Genomic DNA, 15,669 nt, shown 5'->3' on the forward strand with positions numbered 1-15,669 from the left:
GATCGGTTCACCTGCCCCGCCCGAGATCCATTCGGAGCACGGTGTCGATGTGCCCGTCTCGGACGGACCGGGGTCGGACGACATAAACGGTTGAGGTGATCCGGCGCGGGGTGAGTGGCGTCTTCGGACGACCCGCCCGCGCACTCCTTCGGTTACGCCTCAGGGCCATCCGGCACGATCGAAGGCCATCACCGCTTCGTTGTTGAGCTCGCCGAGCACGTCGAGGCTCAGCGTATCCGCTCGGAACATGCCCCACTCCTCGAGGACCGGTGCCCACGCCACCCCCTCCCGGACCGGGTACTCGAAGTTCGCCTCGGCGAAAATCCGCTGCGCTTCTTCGCTGACGAAAAATTCGAGGAGGGCGAGCGCGTTCTCAGGATTGGGAGCGTGCGTCGTGACGCCGGCGCCACTCACATTGACGTGGGTGCCCCTTCCGTCCTGGTTCGGGAAAAAGACGCCGATCCGCTCGGCAAGAGCCCGGTTCGCGGGATCGGGGTCGTCGAGGAGGCGGCCGACGTAGTAGGTGTTGACGATCGCCACGTCGCCGACACCGGCGGCGGCGTCCGTAATCTGCTCCGTATCTCCACCCTGCGGCGGGCGCGCAAAGTTCGCCGCAACGCCGGCGGCCCACGCTTCGGATGCCTCCAGTCCATTGGCCGCGATCATCGAAGCCAGGAGCGAGACGTTGTAGATGTTTTCCGAGCTGCGGACGAGCACGCGCCCCCGCCAGCGTGGGTCGGCGAGGTCCTCGTACGTCGAAAGCTCGTCCGGACTCACCCGATCGAGAGCGTACGCGAGGATGCGCGCCCGCTGGGTAAGCCCGAACCAATATCCCTCGGAGTCGCGAAGGTGGGCTGGAACCGTCTCGGTGAGGACCTCGGACTCGACGGGCTGAAGTAGCCCGAGCTCCTTGGCTCGATGGAGGCGGCCCGCATCCACCGTGATGAGAAGGTCCGCCGGCGAGGCCTCTCCCTCTCGCTCGAGCCGCGTAATTAGCTCATCGGCGGACGCGGTCACGACGCGCACTTCGATTCCGGTCAGCTCGCTGAACCGGTCGAAGAGCATCTGATCCGCCTCATAATGACGGTGGCTATAAACGTTCACGACGGGCGGGCCGTCGGAACCCTCCTGGCATCCGACCAGAGCCAGGGAAATCAGAACGGCCCGCGGCGCCGCGGACCAGGGTCCCTTGGACCGGCGGAGTTCGCGCCGCGCCTGCTGGTCACCGCCACCGGAGGTTGAACGGGTCCCGCATTCGGGGTGTCGGAAATCGCATCGGTCGCGACGCATTGCCGCCTCTTTCAGTCTTTGGGTTCCCAGAGATGGTCCGGAGTGGACCGTTCCCTGGAAGTCAGATTAATGAGATTGAGATTAAATCTCAACTACTCCTTGACCCGGGTTGCGCTCCCCCATATGATGTCGGCATCGGTTCTTGAGAATGGTTCTCATCCATAATACGGCCCCGACCCCCGAGCCCGCCAGGACGTTCATGCGCCCGCTGATCCTCGCCGCCACTTTCCTGTTCGCGACTTTTCCCTTAGGCGCACAGCAAACCTCCCGTCTCGTTGGTCAGGTCGTGAGCTCCGACCGGGGGGCTCCACTTTCCTCCGTGATCGTCCAGGTCGAGGGGACGGGGGTGCGCGGAAGCTCCGACGCGCACGGTGGATTCGCCCTCTCCGGCATTCCGGTGGGGCCGGCCCGGGTGAGCTTTTCGCGGCTCGGATACGCTCCGGTCACCCTCGAGCTCGACGTGACCGCCGCGGGAATCCGCGATCTCCGCGTCGAGATGGCGCGCGGTGAGGTCGCTCTCGACCCACTCGTCGTTCTGATGACGCGAACCCGGCTCGTCGGCGATCCGCTCGTGATGGGTAGCGCGCCGGGATCGGCTCATTTCCTCAGCCGCGCCGATCTTCGGATCCAGCCCCTCCTCTTCGACGATATCCACGCGACTCTCCGGCGCATCCCCGGAGTGAACATCCAGGACGAAGAAGGATTCGGCCTGCGCCCCAATATCGGACTCCGCGGCACGGGCGCGGAGCGAAGCTCGAAGGTCACCCTGATGGAGGACGGCATACTCGTGGCCCCCGCTCCGTATTCGGCGCCGGCGGCCTATTACGTGCCGACGATGGGCCGCATGGAGGGGGTGGAGGTCCGAAAGGGATCGAGCCAGATCCGCTATGGACCGTGGACCACGGGGGGCGCGATCAATCTCGTATCGCGCTCGATCCCCGAGCGTCTCGCCTGGGAGGCGGAGCTCTCGGGCGGCGCCTACGGGTCCTTCAAGGGGCGGGGAGGGATCGGCGGCGCCACCGACCATTTCGGCGCATGGATCGAGACGTACCAAGTCGCCACGGACGGATTCAAGGAGCTCCAGGGGGGTGGCGACACCGGATACCGCCTCGAGGACTACCTGGCTCGCCTTCGCGCGAACACGCGGCGGGACGCCCCCACGTATCAGGAAGTGGAGCTCAAGGTGGGACGTGTCGAACAGGCATCGGACGAAACGTACCTTGGAATCACCGATGGGGACTTTCAGGCGACGCCCTTGCTCCGATACGCAGGGTCACGACTCGACCTGATGGAAACCGAGCACGACCAGCTTCAACTCCGGCACTTCCTCACGACCTCTTCAGGGTTCGATCTGACCACCACCCTGTACCAAAACACTTTCGCGCGGAACTGGTACAAGCTGCAAAGCGTTGGAGGCAGGTCGCTCAACGCGGTCCTCGACGACCCCGAGCAGTTTCCCGCTGAGCTCGCGATCCTCAACGGGGGTGACAGCGGCGACAACGCGCTTCGGATCCGCGCGAACAACCGCGAGTACCTGGCACGCGGAATCCAGACCGTCCTGGGCGTGCGGGCCAACGCTCTCGGTGCCCGCCACCAGCTCGAGCTCGGCGTGAGGATCCACGAGGACGAGGAGGACCGCTTCCATTGGGAGGACGGTTACCGCATGACCGACGGGGTCATGACGTTGACGAATCCCGGGATCCATGGAGCGCAGACGAATCGGGTGGTGGACGCGCGGGCGATCGCCATGTACATCCAGGACGAGGTCCGGGCCGGACGCGTCACCCTGACCCCGGGGCTCCGATACGAGACGATCGACTTCACGGACACGAACTGGGGCGCGCAGGATCTGGAGCGCACGGGACCGGGAACCGTGCGCGAGAACTCGGTGGAAGCCTGGGTTCCCGGCCTCGGCGCATCCTACGAAGTCTCCCCCTCCACGCACGTCTTCGGAGGGGTGCATCGCGGCTTCGGGCCTCCCGGACCGGGTGCGGACGAGGAGACCCGGCCCGAATCGAGCGCGAGCTGGGAGATCGGAACCCGGTACCGCCGCGGCTCGAAGGGACTCGACCTGGTGGGATTCTACAGCCATTACTCGAACATCCTCGGAGCGGAGACCCTAGCGAGCGGGACTCCGGGCACGGGCGACCTCTTCAATGGAGGAAAGGTCGTTGCGCGCGGGATCGAGGCGGCCGGGGAATTGGATCTTGCGGACGGCCGCCTCACCGGCCTCCGGGTTCCCCTCCGGGTCACCTATACCTTCACGCAGGCCGAGTTCCGAAACGACTTCGCGAGCGCCTTCGAGCCCTGGGGCACCGTCGAGGTCGGAGACGAGCTCCCCTACAATCCGAAGCACCAGTTCCACGGGACACTCGGCGTGCGGGGAGACCTCTGGGGGATCACACTCGGAGCCGAGGGAACCGGTGAGAGTCGCACGGTGGCCGGTCAGGGCGAGATTCCCTCGAACGAGCGCACCGACGCGCACCTGGTCTTCTCGATTTCCGGGGAGCTCCAGATCCCGGGGATGGCCACGGTCTTTGCGGGGATCCAGAATCTGGCCGACGCGAGCTACGCGGTCTCGCGGCGCCCCGCGGGGCTTCGGCCGGGACTCCCGCGCACGATTCAGGCGGGGGTCAGGATCGGCAGGTAGGCCGGCCGGGACAGGGGGCCGCCGCGCTCAGTCCGGTTCGCGGCGCTCCACGGGGCGGTCCACGACCGCCGTGGCCACGCCGTCGTGAACCGCGCGCCGGAAGGGGATGTGGCGTTGGTTGTCCCGGCTGGGGTTCACGCGATTGGTCAGCAGGACGACGACCAGCTCCAGCTCGGGGTCGATCCAGATGGATGTTCCCGTGAAGCCGGTGTGCCCGAAGGAGCTCTCCGAGAGATAGTCCCCGGCGGAAGAGCTCCCCGAAGGGGTATCCCACCCGAGGGCGCGGCTCACCTCCGGATCTTCCCGGACCGTGAAGCGGCCCAATGTATCCTCCCGGAAGAGTCGCACCTCCCGGAAAGGGCTCTCCGAACCGCAGGGAATCCCGCTTCCCACGGCGTAGTCGCAGGGGCGCGCGAGCCCGGTGCCCAGAAGAATCTGGGCGAAGACCGCGAGGTCTTGGGCCGACGAAAAAAGTCCGGCGTGCCCGGCAATCCCCCCGAGGGCGTGCGCGTTTTCGTCGTGGACTTCGCCGACGAGAGGGTACGGCCTCCACGCGGTGGTCCGCTCGGTGGGCGCGATGCGCTCCCGGTCCACGGCCGCGGGAAGGAAGCCGGTGTCGGCCATCCCGAGCGGTCCGAAGACCCGACGCTCCAGGATGGCATCGAGCGGCTCCCCCGCGATCGCCTCCACCACCCAGGCGAGGGTGATGAACCCGATGTCCGAATAGACGTTTTCGGCCCCTGGCTCCGTCGCGAGCGGGAGGTCGAAGACCGCCTCCTGGATCGCCGCCTTCCCCGAGAGATCCTGGTAAAATCCGACATAGGCCGGAAGTCCGCTTCGGTGGAGAAGGAGGTCCCGGATCGTGACTTCGGCCTTCCGGGGATCCCCTCGATCGAAGCCGGGAAGATGGCGGACGACGGGGTCCTCGAGGCCGAGCCGCCCCTCCTGCACGAGGAGCATGACCGCCGAGGTCGTCCCGACCACCTTCGTGAGTGAAGCGAGGTCGTAGAGCGAGAAGGGCGTCACCGCTGCGCTCCCCAGATTCCAGTCCAGCCGTCCGTACCCCCGAAGGCGGACGAGCCGACCGTGGCGCATTACGGCGAGGGCTGCGCCCGGGGCGACCGAGTCCGCGAGGGCACGCAGGATATAGTCGTCGAGCGCCTCGAGGCTTGCCGGGTCCATTCCGACGGAGCGCGGGTCCGCCTCGAGCGGGGAAATCGGCAGAGCGAGCCAGGAAGGCGGCGCCGCAAAAACAGCGGCTCCCCCGCCGGCGCCGGAAGTCCCGACGGCCGGCCCCGCGCCCCCGCCGGGGGCGGCCCCGACGGGTCCTCCCGCCTCCACGGTATCGGGAAGGAGGTCATCCGCGCCCCCCCGCACCAATCCCGCTTCGTCGAGGGCGTCCCGCCGCGCGCCGGCCCTCGCCGCCACTTCCGGAATCGCGGCGCGACCCAACCCGTCGCCTCGACTGTGGAGCCCTGGGAGGGTGATGGGAAGCCGCCCGGTGATCGCGGCGGCCCCCGCCACCGCCCGCGCCGCCGCCGCTTGCGAGACCTCCCGGTCTCCCCAGGCGATCAGGTAACTCCCTACTTCGGGAAGCGCATTCAGGAGATAGGGATTCCCGAAAGAGACCAGGACGGTGGGATGCCCCTCGATCAGCTCGCGGACGAAGTCCTGAACCGCCGTGGGGAGGGCCACCGTCCCGGCTCCCGCCCGCGGCGGGACGTAGGCGTTCACGAGCACGACGTCCGCTTCACGGGCGAGCTCTTCCACCGCGTCGAGTTCCTCCTCGTCCGCGGTCGGGGCGATGCGCGCGCTCTCGACCTCCGCAACGAGCCCCGCGAGAACCGCGTCGAACTCCCGGCCGGCCGGAAGATCCTCCGGCGCCGCGTACGTCACGCTGAGGACGCGGCGCACCCTCTCGGGATCGAGGGGAAGGATCGCTCCCGCGTCGCGGGGAAGGGTGATCGAACGGGCGGCGACCCGCTCCGCCGCGCGCCGATGCTCCGAGACTCCGACGACCTGTGCGACGCTCTCGATGGGGACCATCCGTTCGCGGTGCACTCCCACCCGGGCCTTCGCCTCGAGGATTCGCCGGACAGAGGCGTCCACGCGTTCGCGCGTGACGCGTCCCGACCGTACGGCCTCGACTACAGCGGTGATGGCCGCCGGTACGGATTCCGGAATGAGGATCACGTCTGCCCCCGCTTCGAGGGCGAGGACCGCAGCCTCCCCGGCGCCGTACCCTTCCGTGATCGCGCCCATCCGAAGGGCGTCAGTGAAGAGAAGGCCGGTGAACCCCATCTCTTCCCGGAGGAGCTCCGTCATGAACTCGGGAGAAAGAGTCGCCGGGGGCGCGCCCGTCCCGAGGATCCCCGGGACGGAGACGTGCGCGGTCATGACCGCGTCCACTCCCTCCTCCACCGCCGCGAGGAAGGGGACCAGCTCGACGGCGTCGAGCCGCCTGCGATCGGCGGAGACCTCGGGAAGGACGAGGTGCGAGTCCACTCGGGTGTCCCCGTGCCCAGGAAAGTGCTTCGCCGTCGTGAGGATCCCCCCTTCCCTGGCCCCGCGGATGTACGCTCGCCCGAGCCGCGCGACCTCCTCCGCAGACTCGCCGAAGGCCCGGGTGTTGATGATCGGGTTTTCGGGGTTCGAATTGACGTCGAGGACGGGGGCGAAGTTGATATGCACGCCCACGGCGCGCGCTTCCCTCGCAGTGATCCGCGCGTACAGGGCCACCTCTTCGGCGTCTCCCACCGCCCCGAAGGCCATCGTCGGCGGGAAGCTCGTCCCCCCGCCCTGCGGAAGGAGAGAGGGGAGGGCGTAGCTGTGGTTGATCCGCATCCCCGGGCCCCCGTTTTCGAAGTCTGCGGCGACGAGAAGGGGAAGACCGGCGCGGGACTGGAGGGCGTTCAGCTTGGCGGCGTAGGCGTGCGGAGTGCCGATGGAGATGGCGACGCCACCAATCCCCCAGCGTTCCACCCACTCGACAGCCTCGACGAACTCCGGATCGTCCACGGGGGCATAGGCGCCCGAGATCCAGGGGAAGACGAGCTGGCCCACGGCCTCTTCGAGCGTGAGCTCGGAAAGCGTCTCGGCGACCCACCGGGCACCCTCCGCGTCCGGGCGGTCCGGGAGCACGGCGAACCTCGGGGGTGCGTTCGCACCCGAAGCGCCGGACCCACCGCCCCCCGGCGCACACCCCACGCACGCAACGGAAATCAGCCCAACGGCGAGCCGCATCCGGGCCTTCCCCGAGAGGCGCGCCCTCATCCGCACTCCCCTTCGATCGCGCTTTCGGCCACGCGCAGGCCCACGAGCTCGATTCCGGCTCCGATCGCAAAGTCGGGGGGGATCCGCGTCGGGGTGCGCCCCTGGATTCGGACTTCGCCAAAAAGGGCCCGGGCCGCGGCGAGTTGGCTCGATTCGGCGCCGCTCCACGCCAGAAGGTAGGCCTGCACGCCCGGGAAATCGCCGAGCAGATAGGGGTTCCCGAACGAAACGACGACATTCGGACGCTCGGAGCGCGCGACGGCCTCGATGAACTCGACCAGGTCCTCCGGAGCCGCGACCGTCCCGGAGCTGGACACCGCGGTGATGTAGAGCGACAGGACGACGAGATCGGCCGACCGGGCGCGCGTGAGGAGTCGCTGGTACTCCTCTCTCGGTGTGTCCGCGCCGACCACTGCCGTCTGGAGCTGCGGATAAGTCTCCCGGAGCCGTCCGTTGAAGAAGCGCCCGGCCAACAGGTCGTTCGCCCTGCGATAGGACACGGAGAGGACGTTCGCGCTCCGTGTCCCGACGAGCGGGAGGAGATTCCTTCCGTTCGTGAGCAGAGTGATCGAACGGTTTGCGATTTCCTGGGCCACCTCTCGGCTCCCGGAGAGCCCGAGACGCCGATGGATCGCCTCGAGGTCCACGGTCCGCTCCTGGTGGAGCCCCATCGCCGCCTTCGCCCGGAGGATCCGTTCGACGGAGGCGTTGATCCGTTCCTCGGGAATCCGTCCGGAAAGGACCGCCGACATGATCCCTCGGATGGCGACCTCCGGGCTGGGAGGGAGGAGGATCACGTCGGCCCCCGCCTCGACCGCCCGCACCGCCGCCTCTTCTCCCGGAAAGAGGCGATCGATCGCGTCCATGTCCATCGCGTCGGTGAAGATGAGCCCCTCGAAGCCGAGCTCTTCCCGCAGGAGCCCGGTCAGGACGTTTCGCGAAAGGGTCGCGGGGAGGTTCGCCGCCTCCGCGATCTCCGGCAGGGCGATGTGAGCCGTCATGATCGCCCCCACTCCGGCGCCTACGGCCGCTCGGAAAGGAACTAGCTCCGTCCGGTCCAGGCGATCCATCCCGGCTCGGATGATAGGAAGGGCCAGGTGCGAATCGGTATCCGTGTCCCCGTGCCCGGGGAAGTGTTTCGCGGTGGCGATCGCCCCGTAGTCCTGGATCCCGCGGAGAAGGCAGGCCCCGAGGCCGGCCACGAGATCGGGGTCCTCTCCGAACGAACGCGTGTTGATGATCGGATTCTCGGGATTCGAATTCACGTCGAGAACCGGCGCGAAGGGGATATGGATTCCGACCGCCCGCGCCTCTTCGGCGGTGATTCGGCCCATCTCGTACGCAAGATACCGGTCACCCGTGGCGCCGAGGGCCATGAGAGAAGGGAAGTCCGTCGCTCCCCCGAGATCCGTCCCGCCCGGAAGGTGCACAGCCCCTCGCAGCCTCAGTCCGGCGCCCGTTTCCAGGTCCGCCGCCACGAGGAGAGGGAGTCGGGACTGCCTCTGAAAGACATTCAGTTTGGCGGCCACATCGAGCGGCGTCCCGTTCGAGACGAGGAGCCCTCCGATCTCATGTTCGGCGATCAGCTGAGAAATCCGCTCGAATTCCTCCGAGTCCGCGGGGGAAAAGTCCCCCAGGACCCAGGGGACGATCATCTGGCCGACTTTTTGGCGAAGTGTGAGCTCACCGAGGGTCACCTCGACCCAGGACTCGGCGTTGCTTTGGCCGGGACCGGCGTCCTGGCTCGCGAGGGGAAGCGTTGCGCGGAGAAGGAGAAGCGGAGCGAGGAGGAGCGCGCGCGCGCCCGATCGAGAGGGCATGGACCGCCGTGCGGGAGGTGCGATGGGTGCCGGGCGCCCGCGTTGACCTGGTCCGGCCGGAAGTCGAAGTTCGAGGACAGGGGTCGCCGGAAGGGGATCGGGGCGCACCCTGACAACGGGCCAAGGTAGGGGGATCCCGATGCGCGGACAACGTGGGCGTTTGGGGGCGATGCGTGGCGCTTCCACGGCTCTAATCCTCGGGCTCTCCGCCTGCGCCGCCCACGGAGACGACGCCGAAGCATCCGGCATCGAAGAAACCGGGGTCCACGCCGTTCGTCCCGGCATCGACGTCCTCCTGGACGACTCGTTGCATCTGGTGCGGGGGCGGAGGGTCGGTCTCATCACGAATCAGACGGGAACGGACGCGGCGGGCGTGTCGTCCATAGACCGTCTCGCCTCCCATCCCGAGGTGGAGCTCGTGGCGCTTTTTTCGCCCGAGCATGGGATTCGCGGGGCCGCCGAGGCGGGCCAACCGATCGAGGACGGTGTGGACTCGGCCACGGGACTCCCGATTCATTCCCTCTACGGCGCAACCCTTCGCCCGACCCCCGAGATGCTCGAGGGGATCGAAGTCCTCCTCTTCGATATCCAGGACATCGGCACTCGATACTACACCTACATCTACACGATGGCGTACGCGATGGAAGGGGCGGCCGCCGCGGGGATTCCTTTCATCGTCCTCGACCGCCCGAATCCGATCGGGGGAGACCTCGTCCAGGGAAACGTCCTCGACGCCGAATTCTCTTCCTTCGTGGGGCTTTATCCGATCCCGATGCGGCACGGGATGACTCCCGCCGAGCTCGCGCGGCTCTTCCGCGACGAATTCGGAGTGGGGGCGACGCTCCACCAGATTCCGGCGGAGGGTTGGACGCGCGACATGCTTTTCTTCGATACGGGGCTCCCCTGGCGCCCTCCCTCCCCCAACATGCCGAACCTGGAGAGCGCGCTCCACTACCCCGGCACTTGCCTCTTCGAGGGCACGAATCTCTCCGTGGGAAGAGGGACGGATCGGGCCTTTCAATGGATCGGCGCTCCCTGGCTCGACGGAAGTGAGCTAGCTCAACGGATGACCGCCCTGGAGCTGCCGGGCGTGGCCTTCCACGCAGCGCGCTTCACACCGTCTTCGCCGGGCGATGGGAAGTTTGACGGGGTCGAGGTGGGAGGCGTGAGGCTGGAGGTCACCGACCCCCACGTCTACGACCCGACGCGTACCGGGGTCGCCCTCCTTATCGAGGCCCGAAGCCTTTCCGGCGCCTCTTGGAGCTGGGTGGAGGACCATTTCGACCGCCTCGCGGGGACCTATCGCCTCCGAATCGGTGTCGAAGAAGGGAGAAGCTGGACAGAGCTGGTCGCCGAATGGCAGGACCAACTGAGAGAATTCGAGGAAATCCGGCGCGAGCACTTACTTTATCCCTGATGCCATCGAATCCGGATCGCGAAACCATGAATCGATCGAGCCTGGTGGGGGTGGTCTTGCTGCTTGCCGCGGCGCCGCCGGCGGAAGCACAGCCTTGGCCCGGGCGGAGCGTTCCACTCCCAACGCTGGTCGAGCCAGCGATCGCCATCGTCCCCTTCGGGCCGGGCGAACGGGCCGAATATCAGGTCAAGCTCGGAATCTTCTCGGTCGGCGACGGGCTCATGGAAGTTTCCGGGATCGAGCCGGTGCGGGGGCGCCCTTCCTATCGCTTCTCCTGGCAGATCGAAGGGGGGATCCCCTTCGCGCGGGTGAACGACCACTTCCAGTCCTGGATGGACATCGAAACGCTGGCGAGCCGGCGCTTCATCCAGGAGATCCACGAGGTCCGTTACCACCGTTACCGCCATTTCGAGATCTATCCCGAAGAAGGGCGGTGGGAGCTTCTGGGTGCGGGGGAGGAGGAGGAGTTTACCGTCCCGATCCCCCTCGATGACATCGCCTTCGTATATTTCGTCCGCACCCTCCCTCTGGAAGTCGGGGAGACGTACGAGTTCGAGCTCTACTTTCGGCAGGACCGGAATCCGGTGACGCTCCAGGTCCTCCGGCGTGAACGGATCACGGTGCCTGCGGGGACCTTCGACACGATCGTCATTCGCCCGATCATCAAGTCGGATGGCCTGTTCGGGGAAGGAGGCGACGCGGAGCTCTACTTCACCGACGACGAGCGCCGCATGCTCGTCCGGCTGGAATCGAGGGTGCTCAGCATCGGTTCGCTTTCGCTCCACCTCCGGGAATACCGGGAGGGGCGCCCGCTCCGAACGGAGGCGGCGGCGCACTGACGCCGAAGTCGGCCGGGGGCGATGCGCCCCCTCGCTCCAAGGTGCCGTTTCCGCCTTCCCGTTTGAATGAGGGGCCCTTTGGTCCCCACCCCCCCGGTCCACCGTAGTAGGATGATCCTGGCCTCGCCCCGCCCTCTCGATATACCATTCTCATTACGTATTGAGAATGTACTCTCACCACGAGCCGGGGCGAGCCCATGCGCGCACCGGTCCTTCTGATTCTCGCCGCCCTGGCCCTCACCAACCGGGTGCGACCGCCGCAAGACGCAGGACGGCCACGGCGAGCCGGAACAGCTCGTCCTCCGCGACCGCGACTCCGGAGCCGTTCTCGCCATCTTCGACGGGGATTCCTGGGATGTCGCTGAGCTCCCCTCCCTCATCGTAGGAGGAGAGATCGAGGTGGAGACGACTTTTCTCGATCATGACAGCGACGAGATCCACCTCGGCGGGGAGTTCACCGCGAACGCAACCGCCTCACCTGCGGGCGTCATCGCGATCGCATCGCACGGGGACCACCTCGACATCGAGGCGCTCAGCGTGGGAAACGTGCAGGTGACCTTCCAGCTTTACCACGGGATTCACTCGGACTGGGACGCCGGGCCGATCGGGCTCGCCGTGACCGCGAACTGAACTCCGCGGCGTCGCCGCGCCACTCCGTCTCGCTCGAAGTCCGACGCGCCGACCTCAGGCGAGGGCGGCCGACGTGACCCCGCACTCCTCCGACACCCGGGCGAGGAAACCGTTTGAAAGCGCTGCCGTCACGGTGCCCACCCGGCCATCTCCGACCGGGCGGTCATCAATTCGGACGATCGGCCGGACCTCCGTGGTCGTTCCGGTGAGGAAGACCTCGGTAGCCTCGCGGAGCGCCTCGATCGGGGTCGCTCGCTCCTCTACTTCGAATCCCTCTTCGCGCGCGATCTCGAGCACGGCATTCCGCGTGATCCCGGGGAGGATCTGATTCGAGGTCGGATGTGTGCGCACGCTGCGACCGAAAACCACAAAAAGGTTGTTCAGCGCCCCTTCGAGCGCGATTCCGTCTCGCACGAGGATCGCGTCGCTCACTCCCGCCGTGCGCGCCGCCTGTTGGGCCATCGCGTTCGGGAGGAGCTGAAGCGTCTTAATGTCCACGCGTCCCCAGCGTCGGTCAGGGTACGTGACCGCCGCGACCCCTCTCTCCCAATCCGCCCGGCTGGGCCGCTGAAATCCTTTCGCGAAAGCGTAAGCCGTCGCGCGTGTACCCTCGGGAGGAAAGTGATGCGCGCGGGGTGCTTCTCCCCGCGTCACCTGTAGGTAGACCGCGGACATTTCCACGTCCCCCAGCCCGTTCCGCTCGAGGAGCTCGTGGTGAAGCGCCTCCACCTTCGAGACGTCGAACGAAATCGAGAGCTCGCCCAGCCCGAAACGAAGGCGATCCAGGTGGCGATCGAGGCGGAAGAAGCGGCCGCCGTAGGCTGGTGTCATCTCGTAGACTCCGTCCCCGAAGAGGAAGCCGCGGTCATCCACCGAGACGTGGGCCGCAGAGCGGGGGAGGAATTCTCCGTTCAGATATACGATGTCCGACACCAAAATCGTCCTCAGCGCAGGTCTTTATGTTCGAGGCGATCGAATTCCTCGAGGAGCTCGGCCTCCTGAATGTCACTGGCCTCGGATGTTCCACTCTTCGGCTTCTCCGCCTCCTTCGTGATTCCGTCTCCGGCCGTGATGCGCCGAACTTCGTCGTCGCTCGGCGGGAGGAGGCCCATCTCCCGCTTGAGGGCGAGGAGTCGTTCCTCCGCCTCGCCTCCGGACTCCAGCCGCGCGAACTCCTTCTCCAGGGTGTCGCCCGAAAGGCTCTCCGACACCTCCGCGACCGCTAGAGTGCGCATCTCTTCCGCCTCGATCCGCTCGGCCATCCGGTTGAAGGCGTCGAAGGCCGAATTGTCCGAGAGACCCGACATTGTCTCGTGAATCCGCTTCTGCGCCTGCGAACGCTTCTGTTTGGCGATGAGCAGGTTCCGCTTCCGCTTCGCCTCCTCGATCTTTTCGTTCAGCTGCCGAAGCGAAGTCTTGAGCTTTTCCGTTTCATTCGCCTGGGCCTGCCAGGTCTGGCGGAGCGAATTCGTGCGCTCGCCGTGCTCCGACTGCCGAAGGAGCGCCTGTTTCGCGAGGTCGTCGCGCCCCTCCTGCACGGCGAGGACCGCGCGCTTCTCCCAGTCCCGCGACTGCTTCGCTTCATCTTCGACCTGAACGCGGAGCTTCCGCTCATCCGCGATCGCGCCCGCGACTTCTCTCTTGGCGCGGGCCAGCTGATCTCGCATGTCGAGGATGATCTGGTTCAACATCTTCTCGGGGTGTTCGGCCCGGGCGATCAGGTCGTTGATGTTGGACCGGAAAAGAGTCGACAACTTCTGGAAGATGCTCATAGGCTCATCCCTCCACCGGAGCGCCCGCGAGGGACTTGATCCGCTCGATGTGACTGGACGCCGCCATCGAAATGCTCTCGACCGCGGCCTGCAATTCCGGCAGATCCAGCGATTCGAGCTGGAGCGTGTCGTTCAGCACCAGCTCGGTCCCTTCGAGCCCGTAGGCCCCATGAACGACGTCATTGGCGTTCAGCTCGAGGAGAGTGCGGTAAAGCTCCTCACGGGATCCGTTCGCGGGCGGCAGGTCCATAACCTTGAGGCGCACCACAAGAAGAGGAGGAGAGTGGTTCACCACCAGCGGGAGCGCGTCGTCGCGGCTCCGCACGAGATACATCCCCTCCGCGATCTCCTCGTATTCGAGATCCATGCGGATGAGAAAGCTCTCCAAATCCTCCCGGGTCACCATGTCCCCCTCCCTCGCTTGAACCAGAGACGGCGCGGCCTCCGGGGCCGGCGGTCGCCCGAAACGGGGTCCCGCCAACCCTCCGAGCCGGCACGGATACTACCCATACGCCCCGGGGTGGGGAAAGATTCAGCGTGCCTCGCCCGCCCCGCACCCCATCGCACCCGCGGCCTCCCTACCTGATCAGGCGGACCGTCACCGGATAGCGATATCTTTTCCCCTCGTTCGCCCGGATGGCGGCCACGATCGTGAAAGCGAGCCAGACGAGCCCGAGGATGGCGAAAAGGGGCCCCGTCACGATGATCCCGATTCCGAGGGTGAAGATCGTCAGGAGGAAGAGCACGAAGGCGATGGCCGCCATCGTGATGTTGAAGTTGAGCGCCTCCTTCCCCTGGTCGTCCACGAAGGGCATGGCGTCCTTCTTCAGCAACCAGATCACGAGCGGGCCGACGAAGACGCCGAAGCCCCCGAACCAGGAGGATACAAGCGCCCCAGCGAGCGCGGAGAGATGCGCAAACATGGCCCACTGCCGTTCTTCGCGGCCCGGATCGTCGCCAAGGGGAGCCGTCATCGGATCCATCCCATCGTTCAGGGGGTTCAGTTGCTTCGCCCCGAAGGCGTGCGCCGACAGGATACGCGCGTGCGGGTGCATTCAGCAACGCCGGGACCCGGATGCCCGAGCTTCCAGAAATCACCGTTTACGTCGAGGCCCTGGCCCGCCGCGTCGCAGGGCAGCCCCTGGAGAAGGCGAGGGTGCGGTCCGTTTCGCTCCTCCGGACATGGGACCCACCGCTCCTGGCTGCGGAAGGACGGACCGTCGTTGGGGTGCGTCGCCTCGGAAAGCGGATCGTCCTTGAGTTCGAAGGCGGCATCTTCCTCGTTCTCCATCTCATGCTCGCCGGAAGGCTTCGCTGGAGGGCCCGGGGCGTCGCCATCCCAAGGAAAGGCGCGCACGCGGCCTTCGACTTCCCGAACGGCACGCTTCTCCTGACCGAGGCGGGTACCAAGAAACGGGCGAGTCTTCACCTCGTTCGTGGGGAGGAGGGACTCGCCGCCCTGGACCCGGGGGGTGTCGAGCCGCTGGAGATGTCGCGGGAGGAATTCGCGGGCGCCCTGCGAAGGGAAATCCGGACCCTGAAACGCGCGCTCACCAATCCGAAGACCTTCAGTGGAATCGGAAACGCGCACTCCGACGAGATCCTCTTGGAGGCGAAGCTCTCCCCGCTCCAGCGCACGGGGCAACTCGACGAGGACGAGATCGAGCGGCTTTTCAGCGCGGTGCGGTGGTCGCTCGCGGAGTGGACGGAACGGCTCCGCGCCGAAGTCGGGGATGGATTTCCCGAAAAGGTCACCGCCTTCCATCCGGCGATGAAAGTGCATGGAAAGTATGGAAAGCCGTGTCCGAATTGCGGGACGCAGATCCAGCGGATCATCCATGGGGAACACGAGACGAACTATTGCCCACGGTGCCAGACGGACGGGCGACTCCTCAGGGATCGAGCGCTCTCACGGCTGCTGCGCGAGGACTGGCCCAAGACGATCGAGGAATTGGAGGGGCTTTGAGCGATCCGCTGC

The 15,669-nt window shown here is 66.6% G+C and carries 13 protein-coding genes; 5 read left to right on the forward strand and 8 right to left on the reverse strand.

What is annotated here, in order from left to right:
• Nucleotides 1-159 precede the first annotated feature (159 nt).
• Nucleotides 160-1,065: a Fe(3+) ABC transporter substrate-binding protein gene (locus WEG36_05305; protein MEX1257016.1), complete on the reverse strand. Its 906-nt coding sequence runs from the start codon at nt 1,063-1,065 to the stop codon at nt 160-162.
• A 424-nt stretch (nt 1,066-1,489) separates the two neighbouring features.
• On the opposite strand from WEG36_05305, the gene WEG36_05310 reads away from it, so the two are divergent.
• Nucleotides 1,490-3,940: a TonB-dependent receptor gene (locus WEG36_05310; protein MEX1257017.1), complete on the forward strand. Its 2,451-nt coding sequence runs from the start codon at nt 1,490-1,492 to the stop codon at nt 3,938-3,940.
• A gap of 27 nt (nt 3,941-3,967) precedes the next feature.
• Here the strand turns inward: WEG36_05310 and WEG36_05315 are convergent, their stop codons facing one another.
• Both WEG36_05315 and WEG36_05320 read right to left on the reverse strand, forming a co-directional pair.
• Nucleotides 3,968-7,213 carry a glycoside hydrolase family 3 N-terminal domain-containing protein gene (locus tag WEG36_05315; protein ID MEX1257018.1) on the reverse strand — a complete coding sequence of 1,082 codons (3,246 nt, stop codon included), beginning with the start codon at nt 7,211-7,213 and terminating at the stop codon, nt 3,968-3,970.
• The gene (locus WEG36_05320) at nt 7,210-9,033 is read right to left on the reverse strand and encodes a glycoside hydrolase family 3 N-terminal domain-containing protein (GenBank protein MEX1257019.1); all 1,824 of its coding nucleotides are present in this window, start codon (nt 9,031-9,033) and stop codon (nt 7,210-7,212) included. Before WEG36_05320 ends, WEG36_05315 begins: the two co-directional genes overlap by 4 nt.
• A gap of 139 nt (nt 9,034-9,172) precedes the next feature.
• Here WEG36_05320 and WEG36_05325 point away from each other — a divergent pair, with 139 nt between their 5' ends.
• Nucleotides 9,173-10,450: a DUF1343 domain-containing protein gene (locus tag WEG36_05325; GenBank protein MEX1257020.1), complete on the forward strand. Its 1,278-nt coding sequence runs from the start codon at nt 9,173-9,175 to the stop codon at nt 10,448-10,450.
• Between the two features lie 26 nt (nt 10,451-10,476).
• Nucleotides 10,477-11,289, forward strand: a complete 813-nt coding sequence (locus WEG36_05330; protein MEX1257021.1) for a DUF3108 domain-containing protein — start codon at nt 10,477-10,479, stop codon at nt 11,287-11,289.
• 237 nt (nt 11,290-11,526) lie between these two features.
• Here the strand turns inward: WEG36_05330 and WEG36_05335 are convergent, their stop codons facing one another.
• Nucleotides 11,527-11,712 carry a hypothetical protein gene (locus tag WEG36_05335; GenBank protein ID MEX1257022.1) on the reverse strand — a complete coding sequence of 62 codons (186 nt, stop codon included), beginning with the start codon at nt 11,710-11,712 and terminating at the stop codon, nt 11,527-11,529.
• Between WEG36_05335 and WEG36_05340 the strand changes: the two genes are divergently transcribed.
• Nucleotides 11,689-11,919 carry a hypothetical protein gene (locus WEG36_05340; protein MEX1257023.1) on the forward strand — a complete coding sequence of 77 codons (231 nt, stop codon included), beginning with the start codon at nt 11,689-11,691 and terminating at the stop codon, nt 11,917-11,919. The genes WEG36_05335 and WEG36_05340 overlap by 24 nt on opposite strands.
• 54 nt (nt 11,920-11,973) lie before the next feature.
• Here the strand turns inward: WEG36_05340 and WEG36_05345 are convergent, their stop codons facing one another.
• The 4 genes from WEG36_05345 to WEG36_05360 form a co-directional block, all read right to left on the reverse strand.
• On the reverse strand, nt 11,974-12,852 hold the full coding sequence (locus tag WEG36_05345) for an aminotransferase class IV (GenBank protein ID MEX1257024.1): 879 nt from the start codon (nt 12,850-12,852) through the stop codon (nt 11,974-11,976).
• An 11-nt stretch (nt 12,853-12,863) separates the two neighbouring features.
• Nucleotides 12,864-13,691: a PspA/IM30 family protein gene (locus WEG36_05350; protein MEX1257025.1), complete on the reverse strand. Its 828-nt coding sequence runs from the start codon at nt 13,689-13,691 to the stop codon at nt 12,864-12,866.
• A 4-nt stretch (nt 13,692-13,695) separates the two neighbouring features.
• Nucleotides 13,696-14,097, reverse strand: coding sequence for a CesT family type III secretion system chaperone (locus WEG36_05355; GenBank protein ID MEX1257026.1), 402 nt, complete (start codon nt 14,095-14,097; stop codon nt 13,696-13,698).
• 172 nt (nt 14,098-14,269) lie between these two features.
• A complete protein-coding gene (locus WEG36_05360) occupies nt 14,270-14,674 on the reverse strand; it encodes a DUF4870 domain-containing protein (GenBank protein MEX1257027.1) in 405 nt (134 codons plus the stop codon).
• Between the two features lie 92 nt (nt 14,675-14,766).
• On the opposite strand from WEG36_05360, the gene WEG36_05365 reads away from it, so the two are divergent.
• Nucleotides 14,767-15,657, forward strand: a complete 891-nt coding sequence (locus WEG36_05365; protein MEX1257028.1) for a DNA-formamidopyrimidine glycosylase family protein — start codon at nt 14,767-14,769, stop codon at nt 15,655-15,657.
• The last annotated feature ends 12 nt before the right edge of the window (nt 15,658-15,669 follow it).

The organism is Gemmatimonadota bacterium, from assembly GCA_040882465.1.
Taxonomy (GTDB): domain Bacteria; phylum Gemmatimonadota; class Gemmatimonadetes; order Longimicrobiales; family Gaopeijiaceae; genus JBBEBG01.

What these genes read in the sequence shown, in the direction of transcription:
- WEG36_05320 (MEX1257019.1), bottom strand. Translation starts at nt 9,033, where the DNA reads ATGCCCTCTCGATCGGGCGCGCGCGCGCTCCTCCTCGCTCCGCTTCTC.
- WEG36_05335 (MEX1257022.1), bottom strand. Translation starts at nt 11,712, where the DNA reads ATGATCGAGAAAAGTCGTCTCCACCTCGATCTCTCCTCCTACGATGAG.
- WEG36_05315 (MEX1257018.1), bottom strand. Translation starts at nt 7,213, where the DNA reads ATGAGGGCGCGCCTCTCGGGGAAGGCCCGGATGCGGCTCGCCGTTGGG.
- WEG36_05325 (MEX1257020.1), top strand. Translation starts at nt 9,173, where the DNA reads ATGCGCGGACAACGTGGGCGTTTGGGGGCGATGCGTGGCGCTTCCACG.
- WEG36_05330 (MEX1257021.1), top strand. Translation starts at nt 10,477, where the DNA reads ATGAATCGATCGAGCCTGGTGGGGGTGGTCTTGCTGCTTGCCGCGGCG.
- WEG36_05360 (MEX1257027.1), bottom strand. Translation starts at nt 14,674, where the DNA reads ATGGATCCGATGACGGCTCCCCTTGGCGACGATCCGGGCCGCGAAGAA.
- WEG36_05305 (MEX1257016.1), bottom strand. Translation starts at nt 1,065, where the DNA reads ATGCTCTTCGACCGGTTCAGCGAGCTGACCGGAATCGAAGTGCGCGTC.
- WEG36_05355 (MEX1257026.1), bottom strand. Translation starts at nt 14,097, where the DNA reads ATGGTGACCCGGGAGGATTTGGAGAGCTTTCTCATCCGCATGGATCTC.
- WEG36_05310 (MEX1257017.1), top strand. Translation starts at nt 1,490, where the DNA reads ATGCGCCCGCTGATCCTCGCCGCCACTTTCCTGTTCGCGACTTTTCCC.
- WEG36_05350 (MEX1257025.1), bottom strand. Translation starts at nt 13,691, where the DNA reads ATGAGCATCTTCCAGAAGTTGTCGACTCTTTTCCGGTCCAACATCAAC.
- WEG36_05365 (MEX1257028.1), top strand. Translation starts at nt 14,767, where the DNA reads ATGCCCGAGCTTCCAGAAATCACCGTTTACGTCGAGGCCCTGGCCCGC.